Source organism: Halorubrum zhoui (assembly GCF_051194155.1).
Lineage (GTDB): Archaea > Halobacteriota > Halobacteria > Halobacteriales > Haloferacaceae > Halorubrum.
The window spans coordinates 66,334-88,065 of sequence record NZ_JBLZNJ010000002.1 but is presented as its reverse complement, the minus strand read 5'-3'; the positions used below and the strand labels follow the sequence as shown (position 1 = coordinate 88,065).

Annotated in this window: 19 protein-coding genes, 1 tRNA gene and 1 pseudogene; 16 read left to right on the top strand and 5 right to left on the bottom strand. The window is 66.6% G+C overall.

All coding sequences use genetic code 11. The annotated features are described in order from the left end of the window. Window positions 1-2: 2 nt before the first annotated feature. The 3 genes from ACNTAO_RS02120 to ACNTAO_RS02110 all read right to left on the bottom strand — a co-directional run bounded on the left by ACNTAO_RS02120 (window position 3) and on the right by ACNTAO_RS02110 (window position 1,678). The gene (locus ACNTAO_RS02120) at window positions 3-677 is read right to left on the bottom strand and encodes a DJ-1/PfpI family protein (protein ID WP_435160294.1); all 675 of its coding nucleotides are present in this window, start codon (window positions 675-677) and stop codon (window positions 3-5) included. 155 nt (window positions 678-832) lie between these two features. Then, complete coding sequence (gene hpt, locus ACNTAO_RS02115; RefSeq protein WP_435160293.1) at window positions 833-1,402, bottom strand: hypoxanthine/guanine phosphoribosyltransferase; 570 nt, start codon at window positions 1,400-1,402, stop codon at window positions 833-835. 54 nt (window positions 1,403-1,456) lie between these two features. Next, the gene (locus ACNTAO_RS02110; protein ID WP_435160292.1) at window positions 1,457-1,678 is read right to left on the bottom strand and encodes a hypothetical protein; all 222 of its coding nucleotides are present in this window, start codon (window positions 1,676-1,678) and stop codon (window positions 1,457-1,459) included. A gap of 171 nt (window positions 1,679-1,849) precedes the next feature. Here ACNTAO_RS02110 and aroC point away from each other — a divergent pair, with 171 nt between their 5' ends. From aroC to gyrA, 3 genes are all read left to right on the top strand, one after another. After that, window positions 1,850-3,040 (top strand): chorismate synthase, encoded by a 1,191-nt coding sequence (aroC, locus tag ACNTAO_RS02105; protein ID WP_435160291.1) that lies wholly within the window; start codon window positions 1,850-1,852, stop codon window positions 3,038-3,040. 106 nt (window positions 3,041-3,146) lie between these two features. Next, entirely contained in the window at window positions 3,147-5,063 is a 1,917-nt protein-coding gene (gene gyrB, locus ACNTAO_RS02100) for a DNA topoisomerase (ATP-hydrolyzing) subunit B (protein WP_435160290.1), read from the top strand. Next, complete coding sequence (gene gyrA / locus ACNTAO_RS02095; RefSeq protein ID WP_435160289.1) at window positions 5,060-7,525, top strand: DNA gyrase subunit A; 2,466 nt, start codon at window positions 5,060-5,062, stop codon at window positions 7,523-7,525. Before gyrB ends, gyrA begins: the two co-directional genes overlap by 4 nt. A 308-nt stretch (window positions 7,526-7,833) precedes the next feature. Here the strand turns inward: gyrA and ACNTAO_RS02090 are convergent, their stop codons facing one another. Next, complete coding sequence (locus tag ACNTAO_RS02090; RefSeq protein ID WP_435160288.1) at window positions 7,834-8,298, bottom strand: redoxin domain-containing protein; 465 nt, start codon at window positions 8,296-8,298, stop codon at window positions 7,834-7,836. 115 nt (window positions 8,299-8,413) lie between these two features. Between ACNTAO_RS02090 and ACNTAO_RS02085 the strand changes: the two genes are divergently transcribed. Both ACNTAO_RS02085 and ACNTAO_RS02080 read left to right on the top strand, forming a co-directional pair. Further along, window positions 8,414-8,680, top strand: coding sequence for a Sec-independent protein translocase subunit TatA/TatB (locus ACNTAO_RS02085; RefSeq protein WP_435160287.1), 267 nt, complete (start codon window positions 8,414-8,416; stop codon window positions 8,678-8,680). Window positions 8,681-8,720: 40 nt separating this feature from the next. Beyond that, window positions 8,721-8,793, top strand: a tRNA-Arg gene (locus ACNTAO_RS02080). Window positions 8,794-8,952: 159 nt separating this feature from the next. On the opposite strand, the gene ACNTAO_RS02075 is transcribed toward ACNTAO_RS02080, so the two are convergent. Further along, window positions 8,953-9,627, bottom strand: a complete 675-nt coding sequence (locus ACNTAO_RS02075; protein ID WP_435160286.1) for a DUF1405 domain-containing protein — start codon at window positions 9,625-9,627, stop codon at window positions 8,953-8,955. A gap of 203 nt (window positions 9,628-9,830) precedes the next feature. On the opposite strand from ACNTAO_RS02075, the pseudogene ACNTAO_RS02070 reads away from it, so the two are divergent. The 11 genes and pseudogenes from ACNTAO_RS02070 to ACNTAO_RS02020 all read left to right on the top strand — a co-directional run. Then, window positions 9,831-12,038: pseudogene (locus ACNTAO_RS02070) on the top strand (type II/IV secretion system ATPase subunit); the annotation flags it as partial. 25 nt (window positions 12,039-12,063) lie between these two features. After that, entirely contained in the window at window positions 12,064-14,082 is a 2,019-nt protein-coding gene (locus ACNTAO_RS02065) for a type II secretion system F family protein (protein WP_496923236.1), read from the top strand. Next, window positions 14,079-14,690 carry a DUF7287 family protein gene (locus ACNTAO_RS02060; RefSeq protein ID WP_435160285.1) on the top strand — a complete coding sequence of 204 codons (612 nt, stop codon included), beginning with the start codon at window positions 14,079-14,081 and terminating at the stop codon, window positions 14,688-14,690. The genes ACNTAO_RS02065 and ACNTAO_RS02060 overlap by 4 nt, the downstream gene beginning before the upstream one ends. Window positions 14,691-14,692: 2 nt before the next feature. Further along, window positions 14,693-15,337 carry a DUF7288 family protein gene (locus ACNTAO_RS02055; protein ID WP_435160284.1) on the top strand — a complete coding sequence of 215 codons (645 nt, stop codon included), beginning with the start codon at window positions 14,693-14,695 and terminating at the stop codon, window positions 15,335-15,337. Continuing rightward, complete coding sequence (locus tag ACNTAO_RS02050; RefSeq protein WP_435160283.1) at window positions 15,325-16,311, top strand: hypothetical protein; 987 nt, start codon at window positions 15,325-15,327, stop codon at window positions 16,309-16,311. The genes ACNTAO_RS02055 and ACNTAO_RS02050 overlap by 13 nt, the downstream gene beginning before the upstream one ends. Beyond that, window positions 16,295-16,807 carry a DUF7266 family protein gene (locus tag ACNTAO_RS02045; RefSeq protein ID WP_435160282.1) on the top strand — a complete coding sequence of 171 codons (513 nt, stop codon included), beginning with the start codon at window positions 16,295-16,297 and terminating at the stop codon, window positions 16,805-16,807. The genes ACNTAO_RS02050 and ACNTAO_RS02045 overlap by 17 nt, the downstream gene beginning before the upstream one ends. Then, window positions 16,804-17,682, top strand: a complete 879-nt coding sequence (locus tag ACNTAO_RS02040) for a DUF7289 family protein (RefSeq protein WP_435160281.1) — start codon at window positions 16,804-16,806, stop codon at window positions 17,680-17,682. Before ACNTAO_RS02045 ends, ACNTAO_RS02040 begins: the two co-directional genes overlap by 4 nt. Window positions 17,683-17,693: 11 nt before the next feature. Then, on the top strand, window positions 17,694-18,638 hold the full coding sequence (locus ACNTAO_RS02035) for a cation diffusion facilitator family transporter (RefSeq protein ID WP_435160280.1): 945 nt from the start codon (window positions 17,694-17,696) through the stop codon (window positions 18,636-18,638). 149 nt (window positions 18,639-18,787) lie between these two features. Then, window positions 18,788-19,471: a YqjF family protein gene (locus ACNTAO_RS02030; protein WP_435160279.1), complete on the top strand. Its 684-nt coding sequence runs from the start codon at window positions 18,788-18,790 to the stop codon at window positions 19,469-19,471. 174 nt (window positions 19,472-19,645) lie between these two features. Beyond that, window positions 19,646-20,110, top strand: a complete 465-nt coding sequence (locus ACNTAO_RS02025; protein ID WP_435160278.1) for a PH domain-containing protein — start codon at window positions 19,646-19,648, stop codon at window positions 20,108-20,110. Then, a complete protein-coding gene (locus tag ACNTAO_RS02020; RefSeq protein WP_435160277.1) occupies window positions 20,107-21,684 on the top strand; it encodes a PH domain-containing protein in 1,578 nt (525 codons plus the stop codon). The genes ACNTAO_RS02025 and ACNTAO_RS02020 overlap by 4 nt, the downstream gene beginning before the upstream one ends. Window positions 21,685-21,732: the final 48 nt, after the last annotated feature.

Genomic DNA, 21,732 nt, shown 5'->3' with positions numbered 1-21,732 from the left:
ACTCACAGCCGTTCGAGCAGCGTCGCCGCGGCGGCCGCCGAAGACGGCGGTCCCCGAGCCGTGATCAGGTCGCCGTCGACGGTGACGCTCGTGTCGGCGTCGAGCTCGGCGTCCCACTCGCCACCCGCCAGTCGTACCTCGTCTTCGACCCAGTACGGGAGCTTGCGACCGTCCGGGAGGCGGTCGTACTCGTCGACGATGCCCTCCTCCCAGGCGTTCGGAAATCCGGTCACGGACCGCCCCTCGACGAGGTGGCTCCCGTCGGCCTCTCGGGTGAACGCCAGGATTCCGACCGCGTGACAGACGACGAGCGCGACGCCCTCGTCGCCGGCGACCGTATCGAGCAGCAGCTGCCGCGCGTGTCGGTCCTGTGTGACGTCCCACACCGTACCGTGTCCACCGGGGAAGACGACCGCGTCGTAGTTGGCGGCCTCGACCGTCGCGATCGGCTCCGGATCGCGCAGCACCGGGTGGCTCTCGTGGACGTCACGAAAGCGATCGGCGGCCTCCTCGCCGACGTCGTCGGGATCGAGCGACCGCTCGTCGACGACCGGGGCGGAACCCGACGGCGTCACGACCGTCACCTCGACGCCGGCGTCTTCGAGCGTCGTCAACGGCTCGATACACTCTTCGGCCCAGTACCCCTCCTCGCTCACGACGAACAACGCACGCGACATGTGTCTCGATCGTCGGTCCGGCGACGCAAAAGCCTCCTGCGTTCGGTGCGCCATACGCGACGTCCCAGCCACGCGACGGCCGCAGCCACGAGACGTCCCAGCCGCGCGACGCCCCTAGCCATCGACGCGCCTCCCACCTACCGCGACGTCTGCCCCTATCCGTCGCCGAGGGCGTCGGCGACGACGACTTCGCCGTCGTCGACGGAGACGTTGATGAGCGTCTTCACGTCGTAGTCGGTAGCGTCGAGCTCGTTCTCGCCGGCCTTCTTGATGACTGCAACGACGTCGACGACGTCGGCACCGACCTCGTCGGTGAGTGCGTCCAAGATCGCCTTCATCGTCCCCCCCGTAGAGAGCACGTCGTCGAGCACGAGGACCCGGTCGCCCGACTCGACGTCGTTGATGTACATCTCCGACTCGGAGTACCCGGTCTCTTGAAACAACGGAACCTCGCCGTCGAGTCCGTACTGCCGCTTGCGGATCACGACGAGCGGGATGTCGGTCATGAGCGAGAGCGCGGTCGAGATGTGGATCCCCATGGCGGCGGGAGTGACGATCTTGTCGACGTTCTCGAGTTCGGCCTTCCGGATGATCCGGATGACGATCTCACGGAGGAGCTCCGGCTCAAGCATCGGGACGCCGTCGCTTATCGGGTGGACGAAGTACTGGTACTCGCCTTTCTCGATGATCGGCGCGTCGAGGAGCGACTGCCGCAACTGGTCCATGTCGCGGGTACTCGGTGCCATTAATAAAGCGTGGCGGTTGCGCGTCGGGCCGCCTCAGATCTGCTCGCGGGCGTCGATACCGGCGTAGATGTACCACGCAATCGTGTAGACGACGACGAAGAGGAGGTACCCGACGACGAGGCCGGCGGTTCGTCGTCGACCGAGTCCGTCCGGGAGAGAGACCGAGAGGACACCGAGGGCTCCAAGGAAGACGACGAGCGAGAAGAGCCCGGAGAGGAGGTAGACGCCGAGGTCCGATGTGAGCCACTCGCGCATGACCAACGAGACGACGGGCAGCAGTAAACCGCCGTCGGTTCCGTCGGATGCGCGAGCGACGCGCCGCGTGATCACGTCAATCCACCACCGAATCGCAGTCGCCCGTCGCCAAATCGCATCGGTCCGCCACCAGATTGCAACCACTATATGCCCTCGGACCCACGCACTCGTATGAACGGGAATCGGTTCGGCCGACTCTTTCAGCTGACGACCTACGGCGAGAGTCACGGCGACGCCATGGGTGTCACCGTCTCCGGCGTCCCCGCTGGCGTCGAACTGGACGAAGCGGCCATCCAGGCACAGCTCGATCGACGAAAGCCGGGCCAGTCGATGATAACGACCTCACGCGGCGAGCCCGACGAGGTGACGGTGAACTCCGGGGTGCAAGACGGCTACACCACCGGCACCCCGATCGGGATGGTGATCCAGAACAAAGACGCCCGCTCTGGAAAGTACGAGCCGTACGTCACCGCGCCGCGACCGTCACACGGCGATTACACGTACTCCGCGAAGTTCGGCACCCGCAACTGGGGCGGCGGCGGCCGCTCGTCGGCGCGCGAGACGGTGAACTGGGTCGCCGCTGGTGCAGTCGCAGAACAGGTGCTCGAGGCGTCCGAGTACGACGTGCAGATCAAAGCCCACGTCAACCAGATCGGTGACGTTCGCGCCGACGAGGTGAGCTTCGAGCAGCTGCTCGAACGGTCCGAAGAGAACGACGTGCGCTGTGCAGACCCCGAGGCGGCCGCCGAGATGCAGTCGCTTATCGAGACGTATCAAGAGCGCGGTGACTCGATAGGCGGCTCGATCTACTTCGAGTGCCGGGGCGTACCCCGTGGGCTCGGAGCGCCACGGTTCGATAGCTTCCCCGCTCGCCTCGGACAGGCGCTGTTCTCCATCCCCGCGACGACCGCGGTGGAGTACGGACTCGGCAGAGCGGTGTCCGACGTCGCCGGCAGCGACCGAAACGAGGACTGGACGTTCGACGACGGCGAGTCGTTCGACCACGTGGTGAGCGAGGAGGGCGATCCGGTTCCGGTCGGGAACGACCACGGCGGACTCCAGGGTGGTATCACCACCGGCGAGCCGATCTACGGCGAGGCGACGTGGCACGCACCGACGTCGATCCCGAAGAAGCAGCGGTCGGCCGACTGGGAGACGGGCGAAGAGAAGGAAGTCCAAGTCGTGGGCCGCCACGACCCCGTCCTTCCACCCCGGGCAGTGCCGGTGGTCGAAGCGATGTTACACTGTACAGTGCTCGATTTTATGTTGCTCGCCGGACGCATCAACCCCGATCGGATCGACGCGAACCCCGGTGCATACGACACCGCGTACCACCCGAGTAATCCGCGAAACACGGAGTGAGCACACGGCCCTGTCGAATAGCAGTTGCACCGACCATTCGGTATTGTCACGCCCGCGCGCGTGCGTCGGGTTTATAACCCATCGCGGACTACATTTGATACGTTCTATGCCAGAGGAGACCGAATATGGAGCGGGCCAGATACAGGTCTTAGAGGGCCTGCAGGCCGTCCGCAAGCGTCCGGCGATGTACATCGGATCTACGGACGACCGCGGGCTCCACCATCTCGTTTACGAAGTCGTCGACAACGCCATCGACGAGGCGCTCGCGGGGTACTGTGCGGCGATCGAGGTCACCGTCCACGACGACGGCTCCGTCACCGTCCACGACGACGGCCGCGGTATCCCGGTCGACACCCACGAGAAGTACGACCGTCCCGCCCTCGAGGTGATCATGACGGTGTTACACGCCGGTGGGAAGTTCGACTCGAAGTCGTACCAGGTGTCTGGAGGGCTCCACGGCGTCGGCGTCAGCGTGGTCAACGCCCTCTCTGCGCGGCTCGAAGTCGAAGTCCGACGTGACGGCGGCGTCTACCGGCACGCGTTCAGCCGCGGCGAGCCGGAGCCGAACGGCTTCGAACGGGTCCGCGAGTTGGCGCCCGACGAGGAGACCGGCACCGAGATTCGCTTTTGGCCCGACGAGGAGATATTCGAGACGACGACGTTCACCGCGTCGACGCTTGCGAACCGCCTCCGCGAGCTGGCCTTTCTCAACTCTGGCGTCGAGATCACCCTAACCGACGAGCGTGCGGGAACCGAAGAGTCGTTTCGTTACGACGGTGGCATCCGCGAGTTCGTCGGGTACCTCAACGAGACCCGCACGCCGATCCACGACGAGGTCATTTACTTCGCCGACGAAGCCGACGGCGTACACGTCGAGGTCGCACTCCAGGCGACCGAAGAGCTACAGGGTTCCGTACACGCCTTCGCGAACAACATCAACACCCGGGAGGGGGGGACACACCTCACCGGATTCAAGACCGCACTCACCCGCGTCGTCAACGACTACGCCAACGAACACGGACTCGTCGACGACCTCGACGCGAACCTGACCGGCGAGGACGTCCGCGAGGGACTGACGGCCGTGGTGTCGGTCAAACACCCGGACCCGCAGTTCGAAGGACAGACCAAGACGAAGCTCGGAAACAGCGAGGTTCGCGGCGTCGTCGAGTCGGCGACCCACGAAAAGCTCGGGACGTTCTTAGAGGAGAATCCGGACACGGCGCGTACGATCGTCCACAAGGCGGCCGAGGCCGCGCGGGCTCGGAAGGCAGCCAAGAAAGCCGAAGAGCTGACCCGTCGCAAGTCGGCACTAGAGTCGACGGCACTGCCCGGCAAACTCGCCGACTGCCAGACCCGTGACCCGGCCGAATCCGAACTCTTCATCGTGGAGGGAGACAGCGCCGGCGGAAGCGCCAAACAGGGACGCAATCGGGAGAACCAGGCGATCTTGCCGCTCAAAGGAAAGATACTGAACGTCGAGAAACACCGGCTCGATCGCATCCTCGAGAACGACGAGATCCGCGCGCTCATCACCGCGATCGGCGCGGGCGTGGGCGAGGAGTTCGACGTCGAAGAGGCACGGTACAACAAGCTGATCGTCATGACCGACGCCGACGTCGACGGCGCTCACATCCGAACGCTGTTGCTCACGCTCTTGTACCGACACATGAAGCCGCTTCTCGAGGCCGGCTACGTGTACGCCGCACAGCCCCCACTGTACCGCGTACGAAACGGTGGAGAGACGTACGACGCGATGACCGAAGACGAGCGCGATGCGATCGTGGCGTCGGAGTGTGACGGATCGCCGGATCAGGTGCAGCGATTCAAGGGACTCGGCGAGATGAACCCGGAACAGCTGTGGGAGACGACGATGGACCCGGAGAATCGGATCCTCAAACGAATCACCGTCGACGACGCGGCCGCAGCCGACCGAATGTTCAGCGTACTGATGGGCGACGCCGTGGAGCCCCGAAAGCAGTTCATCAAAGAGCACGCGACCGAAGCGGAGTGGGTGGACATATGAGCTCTGAGACACCGCCAACAGACCCTGGAGACGTCCGCGCCGCACAGGTGACGAATGCACGCATCGAAGACGAAATGGAGCAGTCGTACATCGACTACGCGATGTCGGTCATCGCGGGTCGTGCGCTCCCGGACGTCCGTGACGGATTAAAACCCGTCCACCGGCGGATCCTCTACGCGATGCACGAGGCGGGCGTCACGAGCGGCGCCGCCCATCGAAAGTCGTCGTCGATCGTCGGCGAGACGATGGGTGATTACCACCCACACGGCGATAGCGCCATCTACGACACGCTCGCGCGGATGGCACAGGACTTCTCGATGCGGTATCCGCTCGTCGACGGACAGGGGAACTTCGGCTCCGTCGACGGCGACCCCCCGGCAGCGATGCGATACACCGAGGCCCGGATGTCGCCGATAGCCGAGGAGCTGTTGGCCGACATCGAACGCGACACCGTCGACTTCGAGTCGAACTACGACGACCGGCTCGAAGAGCCCGCGGTGTTGCCGGCCGCGTTCCCGAACCTGCTCGTGAACGGCTCCTCGGGGATCGCCGTCGGTATGTCGACGAACGTCCCGCCACACAACCTCGGGGAGGTGATCGACGCGACCGTCGAGCTGATCGAGAATCCCGGCGCGACCGTCGAGGACCTGATGGATCACGTGAAGGGACCGGACTTCCCGACGGGAGCGAACATCGTCGGCCGAAACGCCGTTCACGAGGCGTACAAGACGGGCCGCGGACGGATTCGGGTCCGCGCCGAGTTCGAGGTGGACGAGGAAGAGGGACGGATCGTGATCACCGAGCTCCCGTTCCAACAGAACAAGTCGCGGCTCGTCGAACGGATCGCCGAGGACGTAACCGACGGTACGATCGAGGGGATCCGCGACCTCCGCGACGAGTCGGACCGAGACGGCATCCGCATCGTCGTCGACCTCACCCGCGACGCGGTCGCCGACGTCGTGAAGAACCAGCTGTTAGAGAGCCATCTCGAGCGGACCTTCGGGGTGATCAACCTCGCGCTCGTCGACGGCTCGCCACAGGTGCTGGATCTGAAAGAGACGCTCGAACACTACGTCGACCACCGCCGAGAGGTGGTTCGTCGACGGTCTCGCCACGAGCTCACAGAGCGTGAAGACCGCGCACACATCCTCGAGGGACGGCTGAAGGCGCTCGAGAACGTCGACGACGTCGTCGAGACGATCCAAGACTCGGACGACCGATCGGCCGCGAGAGCTGCACTCGAGCACGACTACGGTTTCTCCGAGGCGCAGGCCGAACACATCGTCCGGATGCAGCTCGGGTCGTTGACCTCCCTCGAAACGCGTGAGATCGAGTCGGAGTACGCGGGCGTCGTCGACCGGATCGAGCGGCTCGAGACGATCCTCCAGGACGCCGACGAACTCGACGCCGTCATCGTCGACGAACTCGAGTCGATCAAGTCGGCGTACGACGACGAGCGCCGGACGAGCTTCATCGAGGACACCGGGACGGTCACCCACGAGGACCTGATTCCCGAGGCCGAGTACGTCGTCACGATGAGCGAGGACGACTACATCAAACGAATGCCACTGGAGACGTTCCGAGCACAAAACCGCGGCGGAAAGGGGGTCATCGGCGCCGACCTCAAACGCGGTGACCGCGTCTCGTCGGTGTTCGTCGCAAACTCACACGACTATCTGCTCGTGGTGACGAATCACGGACAGATATATCGACTGAAGACGTACGAGATCCCCGAGCTCTCGCGGACTGCCCGCGGGAAGTCAGCGGTAAATCTCCTCGACCTCGACGACGGAGAGGAGATCGAGGCGGTGGTGAACACGGCCGACCTCGACGACGACGAGTTCCTCACGATGGTGACCCGCGACGGGTACATCAAACGAACGAGCGTCGAGGCCTTCGAGAACATCCAATCGACCGGTATCCGGGCGATTCGGCTCGAAGACGGCGACGAGCTCGTCGACGTGGAGGTGACCGACGGCACCCGCCACATCGTGATCGGAAGTCGAGACGGCATGGCGATCCGATTCGACGAGTCGGACGTCAGACCGATGGGTCGCACGGCCCGTGGGGTCATCGGCATGGACCTCGAACCCGGCGACGCCGTCGCCGGCGTCGCGGCGATCGACGAAGACCGACACAACTGGGTGCTCACCGTGACGGAGAACGGCTACGGCAAGCGGTCCGACCTCGACGAGTACCGACCGCAGTCGCGAAACGGGAAGGGCCTCGTCGACATCAAGACCGGATCGCGAAACGGAAGCGTGGTCGCTATCGAAGCGGTCACACACGGCGACCACCTCGTCGCGATGAGCGGCGACGGACAGATCGTTCGCACGCGCATCGAAGAGATCTCTACGGTGAGTCGCAACACGATGGGCGTCATCGTGATGAACCTCGAGCCGGACGACGAGGTCGCTGCCGTCGACATCGTCCCCGAGTCGGCGTATGCCGACGACGCGTGAGCCGACGACAGAGCGACGACCGACGACGCGTGAGCCGATAGCGCGGTGACGTCGCTGGGGCCATATGAACTGACACGTGGCGAGCGGACGCCCACCTCTTCAGGGGTGGTCCGAGCGACGACACGGCCTGACAGTCCACGCACGGCGACTCGTCTGGACGTTCAACGCCGTCGAGTCCAGTTTTTACTGGCTCGATACACGCGTCCTCGACACTCTCCCCGCGCTGAAGCGCGAGGCTTTCTCCTCGATTCTCCGTACGCGTTCGATCGGTCTCTTCGGCCCACCGTTCACCGATACTGCGACGTCGGCTACCGGACCGCCTCGGCAACTGCCGCGTAGTCGGGCTCTTGGCCCGGATCGTCGGCGAGCCAGCGGAACTCGACCACGCCTGTGGCGTCGATCACGAAGACGGCGCGACGAGCCACGGTGTCGACGCCGTAGCGGTCGAACGATTCGACCACGTCGTACGTATCGATAGCCTCGTGGTCTGGGTCGGCGACGAGGCCGAACGGGAGGTCGTACTCCTCGCGGTACGCGTAAAGTGCGTGCGGGAGGTCGGTGCTGATGCCGAAGACGGTGGCGTCGGCCGGGAACGCGTCCACGTCGTCACGAAGCGTACGCATCTCGTCGGTGCACGTGCGCGAGAAGGCTGCCGGGAAGAACGCCAGCACCACCGGCCCCTCTCCGAGGTAGTCCTGCAGCGTGAACGGCTCGATGTCGTCGGTTACGAGCGTGGCAGCGAACGGCGGGGCGTCGTCTCCTACGTCGACCATACCGCACGTATCGCCCCGAGGGGATATATACGGGCTGGTGTGAACGAATCTTCGGGAGTCGGACCCCAGGAAGGCAAAAAGACTATAATCGCAACAGGGTTACGGACGGGTAGAGATGGCAACTGCGATCCCACTAATCGGCGGCATTCCGGCGGGTCCGGAGCTCCTCATCATCCTGCTCGTGTTGGTGTTGTTGTTCGGTGCCAACAAGATCCCGAAGCTAGCCCGGTCGACCGGCCAGGCAATGGGCGAGTTCAAGAAGGGCCGTGAAGAGGTCGAAGACGAGCTCAAGCAGATGCAAGACGGTGAGACGACGGACGCGACGGCCGACACGGTCGAAGAGAACGACGAACTCGAGAGCGAGACCGAACCGAGCGCGTAGCGTCCAGCGGCTTCACCCGGCCCCCGCCGACGTCCCGGTTGGGCGCGTGGCCTAGCGGACAGGGCGGGAGGTTCCTAACCTCTCGATCGCGGGTTCGAATCCCGTCGCGCCCGTTCTTTCGCTTCGCTCGGTCACGGGCACGACTGACCTATGTTCGCGTGGATCCCGTCGCGCACGTCTAGCCCACTGCGCACACACAGGCACGGTCGACGATACACTCCTTTTGCTCGGGCCGACCTCGTCGCACCGACCCCTGGGTGTCGTGTCAACCGTCACGTCGTCGCGTCCAGTCGACGAAACGAGCGACTCGCGAGCCACACGGCGAACACGGCGATAGCGAGTGTCGCACCCGCGAGAGTCGCTCCCGGCTCGTACAGCAGCGGTGGGTGGTACCCCAGACCGTAGTCGACGACGACGTTGGCGACACCGAGACACAGCGCGAGGCCGAGGGCACCGGGCGTGGTCCGGCCGAACGCTGGGAACAAGAGCGCGACGCCGACGAAGAGGAGGTGTGTGCCGAGGACACCCCAGTAGTACACCCACGCGGCGGGAGCCGAGACGTACGCATCGAACGCGAGATTGAGCGACACGAGCGGCCACACGCCGAACTGGACCAGCCACACGAACGAGAGCGTGTAGAGGTACGCCAGCGGCCGGCTCGTCGACGCCGAGGAGAGTGGCACGCCGGACACGACGGCCGGTGCAAGCGTCACGAGCGAGACGAGACACAGCGTCGTCGCCACCGCCGAGTCCGCGTACAGTGGCCAGAGAGCCGTCGGAACGGACGAGAGCGTGTCGGCGTAGTACGCCACGCCCACGAGCACCATCGCCGCTGTGAGTGTCGCGACGGCCGCGAGACTCCGTGGTCGGCCGAGCAACTCGGCCGCAGCGGCGTCGCGAACCCGTCGGCGCACGCGAGGGTCCCCGAGACGGCGGAGGCGTCTCACGAACGAGCAGTACACCGGCACGAATAAAGCCGCACCGGCTGCGGACGGGCACACCGTCCTCGCGGAGGTTTATACCGGAAGCCGAGCCCAAGCCCGATATGACCTCGGAGACGGCCGAAGCCGGGACTACACCGTCCGAGTCGGGGGCGGTCCTCTCAGGGAAGCCGTACGCGCTGTCTACGGCCCTCGAGCACGCGACACAGGCGAGTGCAGCGCTGGCCAGCGTGGTCGACGAACGAACCGTCGACGTCGACCCGACGCTCGACGAGGACGCGTTCTTCACCACCGTGGCCGGCACGGAGACGCCGGTAACGCGATACGACCTCGAACAGGCCGTCCCGACCGCAGCGAAGGCGCACCTACGAGAAGTAGACCGGTACTGGGTCGACGAGCCGTACGCGTTCGTGGTCGTGTTCCGGTCGACGGCGGAGAACGAACTGAAGTACTACGTGGTCCAGCCGCAGCTGACGCCGGTTGAGGCCGACCTCCTCGAATTTCTCACGACGGAGCTCCGTTCGTCGATCCCGTACGACGACGACCACGGCCTCGAGTCGCACGCTGCCCGTGCCGCCGTCGTCATCGACGAGTACCGAACGCTGCTCGATCGGTACGGCCTCTACCCACGCGACGAGTCGAGAGCCAGTGTCGAATCCGACACACCGGAGGCCGGTAGCGTTGCCGGTCGTTCGACGAGGTGGGCCACCAACGCGGCCGCCACGGTGACGGCGGCGATGACACGCGTCTCGACGCGACTGTGGGAGTATTTCACTCGTCTTACTGGAAAGACGGACGCGCCAAGCACGGACGAGCGACGCGGGCTTACCGAAACGCGGCGAGTTCGACGGACAGGCTCGTCTCACACGGATGTTGACGGACCGAGCCGAGCGACGGAGTCGGCGAGTTCGGCGACGCTCACGGCTGCACAGGTGTCGACGCTGCAGTACCACGTGCGGTGTGCGTTCGTCGGGTACGGTGCCATCGACCCGATCACACACGACGTTCGAGTCGAGGACATCTCCTGTGACGGCTACGGCGAACCCGTCTTCGTTCACCACGCCGAGTACGAACAGCTCATCACGAACGTCCACCACGACCGCGAGGAACTCGACGACTTCGTCAGGCGGCTCGCACAGGAGGCGGGAAGCGGCATCTCGACGCGGCGCCCACAGGTAGACGCGACCCTCCCGGACGGCTCACGTGCACAGCTCACCTTGGGCCACACGGTCGCAGACCACGGGACGAACTACACGATCCGACAGTTCGCCGACGTCCCGTACACGCCGGTCGACCTCCTCAGCTGGGGGACGTTCTCGCTCGACCAAATGGCGTTCTTGTGGCTGTGTGTCGAAAACGACAAGAACGCCATCTTCGCCGGCGGGACCGCCTCTGGAAAGACCACCTGTCTGAACGCGATCTCGTTGTTCATCCCCTCGGACGCGAAGATCGTCTCTATCGAAGACACCCGTGAAGTCGAACTCCCACAGCGCAACTGGATCGCGTCGGTGACTCGACCGGCGTTCGCTCCGGACGACGGCGACGCGATAGACGAGTTCGACCTGCTCGAGGCGGCGCTTCGCCAGCGGCCGGAGTACATCGTCGTCGGTGAAGTGCGAGGTGAGGAGGGACGAACGGCGTTTCAGGTGATGTCGACCGGTCACACCACGTACACCACGTTCCACGCCGACAGCGTCGACGAGGTCATCAGGCGCTTCACCACCGATCCGATAAACGTCTCGAAGAGCATGTTCACCGCACTCGACGTCGTGTGCATCCAGCGCTCGACCCGCCTTGGCGGCCGCCGGGTGAGACGAAACGCTTCCATCACGGAGGTAACCCGATACGACCCCGAGAACGACGAGATAACCGTCAAAGACGTGTACCGGTGGCGGGCCGACGCGGACGCGTTCGAGCAGCCGGCCGAATCGAGCGTGCTCGATCAGATACGACGCGAACGTGGGTGGAGTCGTCACCGACTCGAGACGGCCCTCGACCGCCGTCGAATCGTATTGGCGTACCTCCTCACGCGAGGGATCACCGACTACGCGGCCGTCGCGGCGACGTTTCAGGCGACGATGCGTGATCCAGCGACGGTCCTCTCGTCGATAGCCAGCGAAACGCTCGAGGAGTCACTCGACGGGCTCCGGACGATGGAGTCGATTCACGTGGACGTCGACGCGACGGCCGAGGCGATGACCCCACGGCCGTCGCCGACCGAGGCGGTCCGTGACACGGCTAACGCCGTGCTCGCGGCGGCGAATCTGTCGCCTTCGAGAGCCGAAGCGACGTCGCACACGGAGCCGGGAGCGCGATACACGACCGGTTTGGACCCGTCGTCGTCCGGCCCTGCACGCCCACGGACCGACGCCGGTGCCGGCGCTCCGGCCGACGTCACACGACCGGACGGGACGGACGGGATCGAGGTGGACGGTGAGGTCGATGAGTGAGGACACGAGGTCCGGTCTCTCCCCCCGGTCGGGAGATACAGATCGAGACCCTGGCGTTCTCGATCGACTCGAGCACGGCGTCGACGCGGGATGCGTCGCTCGGTGGGTCGACCACGTCGGCCGTCGCTCGACGCCACCGCTGTGTCGATGGCTCGATCCGAACGACGCGGTCGTCGACAGCGTCGACCGCGCGCTCGCGGGGGTGCACGCCAGTCGGACGGCTGTCGAGTATCTAACACGGGCGGTCGGTATCGGCACCATCGTTGGCGTGCTCCTCACGCTCGTGGGTGCGGTGTTCGGGTACGGAGTGTTCGGTACGGCCGTCGCCGCAGGGGTGACTGGCGCGTGTACCGGCGTGATCGGCGGAGTTGGGAGCGCCGGCGGGTGGCTGCTCCGGCCGCACGTGCGCGCGGCCCACCGAGGACGAGACATCGACCGACTGCTCCCGGATGCGGTCGCGTATGCGCACGCGCTCTCGACGGGCGGGCTCGATCAGCTCGCCGTACTCGAGGCGCTCGCGGGTGCCGAGGACGCCTACGGTGCGGTTTCCGTGGAGTTTCAGCGGGTCATCTCGGAGATGCGTTACGCCGGGACAGACTACCGGAGTGCGCTCCGACGGCGAGCGGAAGCGACTCCGTCGGAGACGCTGTCGACGTTCATCGAGGACTTGGTCGCCGTCGTTGACGCGGGGGGACGTATCGAACCCTTCCTGCGAGACCGAACCGAACGCTACCGCCGGCGAGACGAGCGCGACCGAGAGCGTCGGCTCGAGACGCTCGAGCTGTTCGGAGAGCTGTACGTGACGCTCTCCGTCTTTCCGCTCCTCCTGATCGTCGTCCTCGTCGTCGTGGCGACGATGGGGGAGCCCACGACGGGCCTCGTCTTCTTGACGGTGTACGTCCTGATTCCGCTGTCTGGCATCGGGTTCATCGTGCTCGTGGCGGCGGTGACGCCAGACGAGCCCGTCGACGGCCTTCTCGATGCGCCACAGACGACGCGCGACGGGTCCGATCGGACGGCAGACGCCGAGTCGCTCAGAGGATCGGCCGTCGAGGGCAACGCGCTGTTCGAACGGATCGCTGCGAGGACGCGCAGACATCGCATCGTATCGGTGCTCGAGGCCCCGCACGACCTCCTGCGCACGCGTCCACGCTACTCGCTGCTGATCACGATCCCAGTCGCGGTGGGACTCTTGGCCGCAGCGGCTATCTCCGGACACGCACCGGTCGCGCCGGCCGGGTGGCTCGATCGGCCGGTTCGCTCGACGGCCGTCTGGGTGTACACCCCCGCCGCCGTCGTGTTAGGGCCGCTCGGCGTCTTCACCGAGTGGAATCGGCGGACGACTCGAGGCGTCACCGACCGGCTCGCAGAGACGCTTCGGACGCTCGCAGCCGCGAACGAGACGGGACAGACGCTGCTCGAGTCGCTCCAGACCGTCGCATCGGGATCCGCTGACCCACTCGCGAGCGAGCTGGGCACCGTTCACGCGAAGGTCGTCCACGGAATGCGCCTCCGCACGGCACTCGTCGAGTTCAACAACGCGTACGCCGAGCCGAGACTCGCCCGAGCAGTCACCCTGATCGCCGACGCCCGAGCGGCGTCGTCACGGATCGCCGCCGTGTTGACGACGGCGGCCGAGACCGTCGAGATACACGACGACCTCGAGCGCGAACGACGGTCGCGCACGCGAATGCAGGTAACCGTCATCGGGGTGACGTACCTCACGATGCTCGGCGTGATGGCCGTGTTACAGACACAACTCGTCGGCGCCCTTGGCGGACTCTCCTCGGGGAGTGGAGCCGCATCGGCGGGCCTGGTGGGCGGTGCCGATGGAGGCGTCGGCATCGCCCCGGCCACGCTCTCGCTCGCGTTCTTCCACGCGGCGACGGTACAGGCGGTCGTCTCGGGGGTGGTGAGTGGGTACTTGCGTTCCGGAACGTTTCGGGCCGGCATCCCGTTCGTCCTCGCGTACGGCGCGATCACCCTGGGAGTGTGGAGTGTCGTCGGATGACTATCGACCCTACACCTGCCCGGCGTCGGCGGGCACAGACGCAGGTGGACTTCGTCGTCGCCGCCGGACTCCTCCTGTTAGTGTTTGGCCTCGCGGTCGGCGCGGTGGTGCCGCTCGTAGCGCAGACGCCACAGTCGACGAGCGACGCGGGAGCCGCTGCCGACCAGATCACCGCCGACCGAGTGGCCGCCTGGGTCGTCGACCTGCTTGGGGAGCCTACAGACGGGACCGGCACGTCGGCTGTCGCCCACGCATCTCCCGAGCCGGGGACCCTCTCGCCGGTCTGCAGTGTCGCGTTCTTCACCGCGGACGAACGACTGGCTGCCGGCGCTGGCTGTCCGTTCACCCGAGTCGAGTTGAACGGCTCGTTCGGCGTCGACGGCGTCCGCATCGCCGTCTACGACCCCGGCGACCGGCCTGGGATCGACAGAGCGATCGTCTTCGGCGTCGAGACGTCACACGGTCACGTCGCCGGTCGGCTGACCCGATCTGCGACGACCGAGTCCAGCACCCGCTCGACCGACTCGTCGCGAACCGGCGCGGCCGCCTCGAGTCGCGTCGTCACTATCGACGGAGAGGCGTACGTCCTCACGGTGTGGGTGTGGTGAGCGTGCAGTCGCGAACACGCGGCGGGTTCGGTGCGGACGGTCGGGGACAGGCACACACGATCGAGGTCGCGCTGGCGGCGCTGATCGTCGTCTCGGCGATCGGCGCGGCGATGCAGGTGACGCCCCCCACGGCAGTGCCCGCCTCGTCCGCGGCCGTCGACGACGACCCGCTCTACCGGACGAGTGCGGTCGACCTGCTCGAGACGGGTGCGGCCACCGGTGCGCTCCTCGAGACGGTGTTGTACTGGGACCCGGTCGCAGGCACCTTCGCCAGCACTGCCGCCGATCACCCTTCTGGCGACGCGACGCGGCTGCCGACCGCGTTCGGACGGACCCTCGAACGTACCCTCGTGCGTCGGGGGCTCGGCTTCACCCTGTCGGTAGTGTACCACACCGAGCACACGGCTGGGCGTCCAACAGTCGTGCGCCAGCCGATCGTGGAATCGGGTGTCCCGCACGCGAGCGCGGTGGCCGCGAGTCGTGTCGTGACGATACCGAAGAACGCGTCGCTGACCGCACCGGGCGTCGAAGACAGACGGCTCGACGCGCTCGACGCCAGTTCGGGTGAGCGATTTTACGTGCCACCGTCCGATGACGGAGCGGTGTACGCGGCTGTGGAGGTGGAACTCGTCGTATGGCGTTCGTGACACGACCCGTCGGCGTCTCCTCGGCCGGGTCTAGACCGGCGCGTGCACAGCTGCTCGCGGTGACCGCCGTCGTCGTCGCCGCGATGCTCCTCACGCTCGTGGCACTGGTGAACGCGGCGGCGTACACGGTCGTCGAGACGACCAACGAGCCGTCGCCTGGCGACGATGCCGGTCGGTACCGAGCGATGGCCGTCGACGGCACGGAGCGGATCCTCGAGACGGTGAATCGAGCCAGCCACGAGACGACTCGGTCGGCACGCGTGGCCGCCGTCGACGGGCTCACGACCCTCAACGACGACCTGTCTGAAATCGCCACAGAGAGCGGGTCGGTAGCGTACCTCGGGTCGAACGTCGCACGGACGACGCCCGGATGGATCGTATCGACCGGCGGCATGGACGGATCGCTCGTGAACGCGAGCGGGGCGGGTGCGTACACCGTCGCCGCCGACGTCGACCGATCGCGACGGGTCGTGCTCGTCGTCGATCCAACGCGACTCGAGCGGACGACGAGACACGACGCGATCGAACAGGCCTTTCGCGTCGTCTTCGAGACGCAGACGACGACGAACGCGGTGTACGTCTATCGAACGGCCGGAGACGTCGTCGTCGCGGCGGGAACCGACGCGGAGACGCCGCGGGTGGTGTGTGCCGTCTCCGACGTGAGCGAGCGCGAGGAACTTCGACTGGCCCTGAGCGAAGAGCGACTCGGGACGGTCCGATGCCCCGACCTGTGGCCGGCGGCGTCGCTCGCGGACGCGCGAACGTACCGGATTGGCGTCGAGAATGCGGACGCCGCCGAGGGAACACTGACGATGGTCGTGCAAACGGCGAGGACACCCGAATCGCCGCCGACCGCCGACCACAGCGGTGTCTCACCGGGTGTGTACGATGCGACGGTCGTCGTCGGCTACGCGAGCGAGACACACCGTTTCGAGACGACCGTTCGGGTAGCTCCGGGTGAGCCCCGTGTGTGAGTCGGCCGTCAGCGGCGACAGGGCGGCGAGCACGGTGGTCGACTACGTCGCCGCACTCGCGGTGAGCGCGCTCCTCCTCGCCGCCCTCACGATCAGTCTTGGCGGGGTCACGACCACCTACACCGACCGAGTAGTGACAGACCAGCTCACCGTGATCGGGGAGACGACGGCGGCCGCACTCGAACGAACGGACCGGCTCGCTCGGATCGCAGAAGCAGATCGTGTCGGGACTGGACTCCACCCCCGATCCGTCTCACTCGGCGTCGAGACGACGATCGGTCTGCCGAGGAGCGTCGGTGGCTCCGCGTACACGGTCACCGTGACGGCCGACGCGGTCGTCGTACAGAGCCGCCGCCCAGCGGTAACGGTCAGCGTCGCACACCGCTCACGGACGTCGGTGGCCGAACGAAGCGTTCGTGGCGGACGGGTCGTGGTAGCGTATCGGCCCGACACCCTCGATCCGGCGGCGGGCAGACTCGTGGTGGTCGAGCGATGATCGACGAGCGCGTCGGCGAGTCGACGGTGCCACCGCCGAAGGCACTCGGCATGCGGGGAGTCAGCGACGTAGTCGGCTACGTGCTGGTGTTCGCGCTGATCGTCGGAACGACGCTTCCGATCCTCGCCGTCGGCTCGCCGGCGCTCGAGGATAGACGCGACCGCGTACACGCCACTGGTGGCGAGCGGGCGGTCGCGGCCTTCGACGAGCAGATGGGCGCGATCGAGCGGTCTGAAGCGCAGCAGGGAGAGACCCTGATGCGACTCGGCGGCGGCGAGCTCGCCGTCGAACCCACGACGACGGTCACGGTAGCAGCGGTCGACGCGGCGGGTCGGCGGATTCAGACGCACGTGACGCGTCGAGTCGGGTCCGTCGTGTACCGTTACGACGGCGCTGTCAGCGGCTACGAGTCGGGACTCCGATTTCGGACGGACAGCGTCGGGTCGGCCCCACGTGACCGCCCACCGATCGCCACGCTAGGTGGGCCGGCAAACCGAACCGTCGTCTCCGTCGTCGTCGTGCGATCCGCTGCTGAAGCGGCCGCTATCGCTCGTTCTGGAACGGTTCGAGTGCGGACGTCGGTCGTCGACCGTCGTCGACTTGAGCTCCCAGCGGTCGCCGCCCACACCGCCGTTCGGCTTCGCGTCGAGTCCCCTCGTGCGGAAGCGTGGGCGGACGCACTGGATGCGGTCGACGGCGTCACCGTCGACGAGTCGGCGACGACGCCTACAGAAGTGGTGGCGACACTCGATCGGGACGACGACGTATCGGTTCGGGTGATCGTCGTCGAGGTCGCCGTCGACTCCGCCGTCGGCGGCGGACCGACGATTCCACCGGCGTCAACGGACGTGCCACTTAACACCGGTGACGGGTGAGTACTCGTACGATGACAGCACCGGTCTCCGACGAGAAGCGGCGATTCAGACGCGCCGCAGGGGTGAACGTGCTCGGCAACGCGGTGAAGATCGCCGCCGAGGGAGCTGCCGGACTCGCCTTCGGGAGCGTGGCGCTGTTGGCGGACGCGGCTCACTCCGTCGCAGACCTCGTCGCGAGCGTGGTGGTGTTGGTGTGGGGTGGGACTCAGTACGACGATCCGGACGCCGAACACCCACACGGCCACCAGCGGATCGAACCCCTGACCGCGCTGTTCGTCGGCGCCGTGATCGTGGTCTTGGGCGTCAACCTCCTCTGGAGCTCGGTGGAGGGACTTCGGTTCGGCAGCGACGTGCAGTTCAGCGGGCTCCTCTTCGTCGCGCTGGCGTTCTCGATGGCAGATATGTACCTCCTCTACTGGTATACTCGCCGGGTGAACACCGACCTCGGCTCGACCGCACTCGACGCGCTCGCTGCCGACTGTCTCAACGACATCTACACCAGCGTGGCCGCGGTCGTCGGTGTCACGGGCGTCCTCTTCGACCTTCCGGTGCTCGACCCGCTGGCTGGGGCGCTCGTGAGTCTCGTCGTCGTCTACCAGGGCGTCGAGATCGCCCGCGAGAACGTGACGTACCTCGTCGGCGGTGCACCGCCGCCAGCAGACCGTGACCGGGTCGTCGAGACCCTTCGGGCCCACCCGGCGGTCGTCGGCGTTCACGACCTGAAGGTGTTTTACGACGGGACCGACCTCGAGGTGGAGGTCCACACGGAGGTCGACGGCGAGATGACCCTTCGACGAGCCCACGAGATAGAGACCGAACTCGTCACCCGCCTGCAGTCGCTGGTCGGAGTCGGTGACGTCCACGTCCACCTCGACCCGTCGGGCGTCGGCGAGTGGAAAGAGGCCGGAGAGACGCCCCCGTCCGAGCGAGCGCCGACCGACGACGCGAGCCGGTAGAGAAACGAGATCGTCCGATGCGACGGCGCCGTCGACGCGAGCCGGTAGAGAAACGAGATCGTCCGATGCGACGGCGCCGTCGACACACCGAGGCCCGATGAGACCGGTGAAGCCGTGCGGATTATACCCCTCGGAGCGCTACGTCGCGTATGTTCGGTCGTCGCTGGCTGGAGATGACCTGGCGTGACGGACTGTTCTTACACTGGCCCGTCGACCCGTCTGTGGTCGCGGAGACACTGCCAGATGGCCTCGCGGTTGCGACCCACGACGGCGACGCCTACCTCGGGGTCGTGCCGTTCGTCATGGAGTCGATCCGGCCGCGAGGGTCGCCGATCGGCCGGTCGTTTCCCGAGCTCAACCTACGAACGTACGTGACGGGTCCGGCAGGTCCCGGCGTCTACTTCTACAGCCTTGACGCGGCCGACGCGGTCGGCGTAGGGATCGCGAGACGCCTCTTTTCACTGCCGTACTACCGGGCACAGATGCGCGTCGACCGCGACGGGGATGCAGTCACGATCACCAGCGACCGGACGCACGGAGACGCCAGCCGGGCGACGTTCGACGCGACGTACGAGCCGACCGGTGACTCGTTCACGCCAGTGTCGGGCTCGCTCCCGGCGTTCTTACTTGAGAACTACCGGTTTTACACGGCTGGGCGGCGGCTGTATCGCGGCGAGATAGCACACGAGCCGTGGACGCTCCGGCCGGCCACGGCGACCGTCAGGACGAACTCTCTTTTCGAAGCGAACGGCTTCGACGTGCCGAGCGGCGAGCCGGTCGCGCACTACGCCGAGCCGATCGAGGTGACCGCTGACCGTCTCCGCGCCGTGTGACCGACGGGGTCGTCGGCGCGATCCGAGCGCCGACGACCCCGTCGGTCACCACCCGCGTGCCGCCGTGAGCGACGACACGAGACACCGGAGTCGGTCGTCCGTTCCGCGGGATCTTATATCGGGCCACGCCTAACGAATTCACATGCGATCCGGACACGCATCAGAGGGGCGTCGATGACGACACAACGACTCCACCCGCGCGTGCGGGTCGTTTGGATCCTTCGCGCGGTGCTCGTCGCAGTCGTGCTCTCGGCACCGGTCGGGGGTGCCGCGTACCTGGAGTTCCTCCCGTCGTGGGCCCCGATCGCCGTCGGCGGCGTCCTCCTCACGCTCGGCACTGGACACGCGATCGCGCGGTACCGGCGGTGGCGCTACGAGATTCGCGAGGACGCCCTGTATCTCGACCGGGGTGTGATCACGCAGGTCAGGACCACGGTTCCGCTCGTCCGGATCCAGCACGTCGACTCGCGCCGTGGCCCCGTTGAGCGTACCGCCGGCTTGGCCTCCTGTGTGGTGTACACGGCCGGGTCGCGCGGTGCCGACGTGCGAATCCCGGGGCTCACGCCGGCCGGTGCGAGCGACCTCCGGGAGGAGCTGAAACGACTCGCGATACGCGCAGAGGGGGAGGACGCGGTGTGAAACTCGCACCCCAGTCGATCCCGTACCGAGCCCTGCAGAAGGTGTCTGGTGTGGTCCTCGTGATCGTCTTCGTCGTGAACGACTCTGCTCGATTCGGCGTACTGCCGGCGATCGGTCTCGCCGCAGCCGTACTCGCGGCCGCGGTCGCCTACGAGGTCGCGTACTATCGGCGGTTCGAGTACGAGTTGACCGCCGACACGCTCGACATTCGGTCGGGGGTGATCTCGAGACGAGAGCGCGAGATCCCGTATCGCCGGATACAGAACGTCGACGTGAGCCGCAGCGTCCTCCAACGGGCTATCGGCGTCGCCGCCGTCGACCTCGAGACGGCGGGTGGCTCGGAGACGGAGGGGGCGATTCGGTTCGTCACCCCCGAGGCCGCCACGAGCCTCCAGCGCGAGGTACAGCGGCTGAAACGCGATACTGCGTCGGCAGACGGCACAGAGACCGCGGCGTCGCCGGCGCCCGACGAGGAGCTGTTGTTCGAACTCTCTCCCCGCGAGCTCGCGCTCGTCGGAGCGCTGTCGTTCGACGGCCGGCTCATCGGACTCCTCGTGTTCGTCGGCTCGGGCTCTGTGCCCGTGATCTCCGGGCTCCTGCCAGACGCCTCGGCGGTGGCACTCAGCGGGGTGGTGGTCGCCGGGGTCGGCGGGCTGGTCGTCGTCTCCTGGGTGCTCGGTGCGGCGGTGTCGTTTTCGAACTACTACGGTTTCCGGCTCTCGCGGGCCGGCGACGAACTCCGGTACGAACGCGGCCTGTTTCGCCGATACAGCGGCTCGATTCCGGTCGAGAAGGTCCAGACGCTCACCGTCACCGACAATCCGGCGAAGCGTGCACTCGGCTACGCGACGCTCACCATCGAGACGGCCGGGTACGCGCCGGGGCAAGGCGGTGAGAACGGGAACCAGGCGGCGATCCCGATCGCGAGACGCGACCGGGTGTACGACCTGGCTCGAGAGGTAGAGTCGTTCGGTGACCCGACGTTCGCCCGTCCACCGCGACGGGTTCGGTGGCGCTACGGTATCCGGTATCTGATCGTCGTGAGCGTGCTCACCAGCGTCGCGTTCGGCGTTGACCGGCTCTCCAGCGTGGACGCCCCCTGGTACGCGGCGGCCCTGCTGCTGCTCGCGGTGCCACCGGCAGCGCACCTACAGTGGCGGCACCGCGGGTACTGGCTCGGCGAGGATCACCTCCTGACGCGAAACGGCTTCTGGAGTCGGAGCGTGAAGGCCGTTCCGTACTACCGGATCCAGAACGTGATCGACCGGCGGAGCCTATTTCAGCGCCGGTGGAACGTCGCTTCGGTCGTCGCCGATACCGCCGGGACGAGTTCCCTCGTCGGCGACGACGCCGCGGCGGTCGACGTCGACACCGACGACGCGGTCGCCCTCCGCGACGCGCTCACGACGCGGTTACAGGCGTCGCTCCACGACCGTCGCTCACGAGAGACCGGCTTCGAGTGGGTCGACGCCGAGACCGTCTCTGCAGAGACGTCCGCGTCTGTGGACGCCGAATCAGACGCGAACGAACCCGAGGAGGACGGCTCCGGCGACGCGGCGCGCGAGCGAGAGTGACGGCGTGGCGGCGATCGCACCGTCTCACCCGACCCGTCGGTCTGCGGT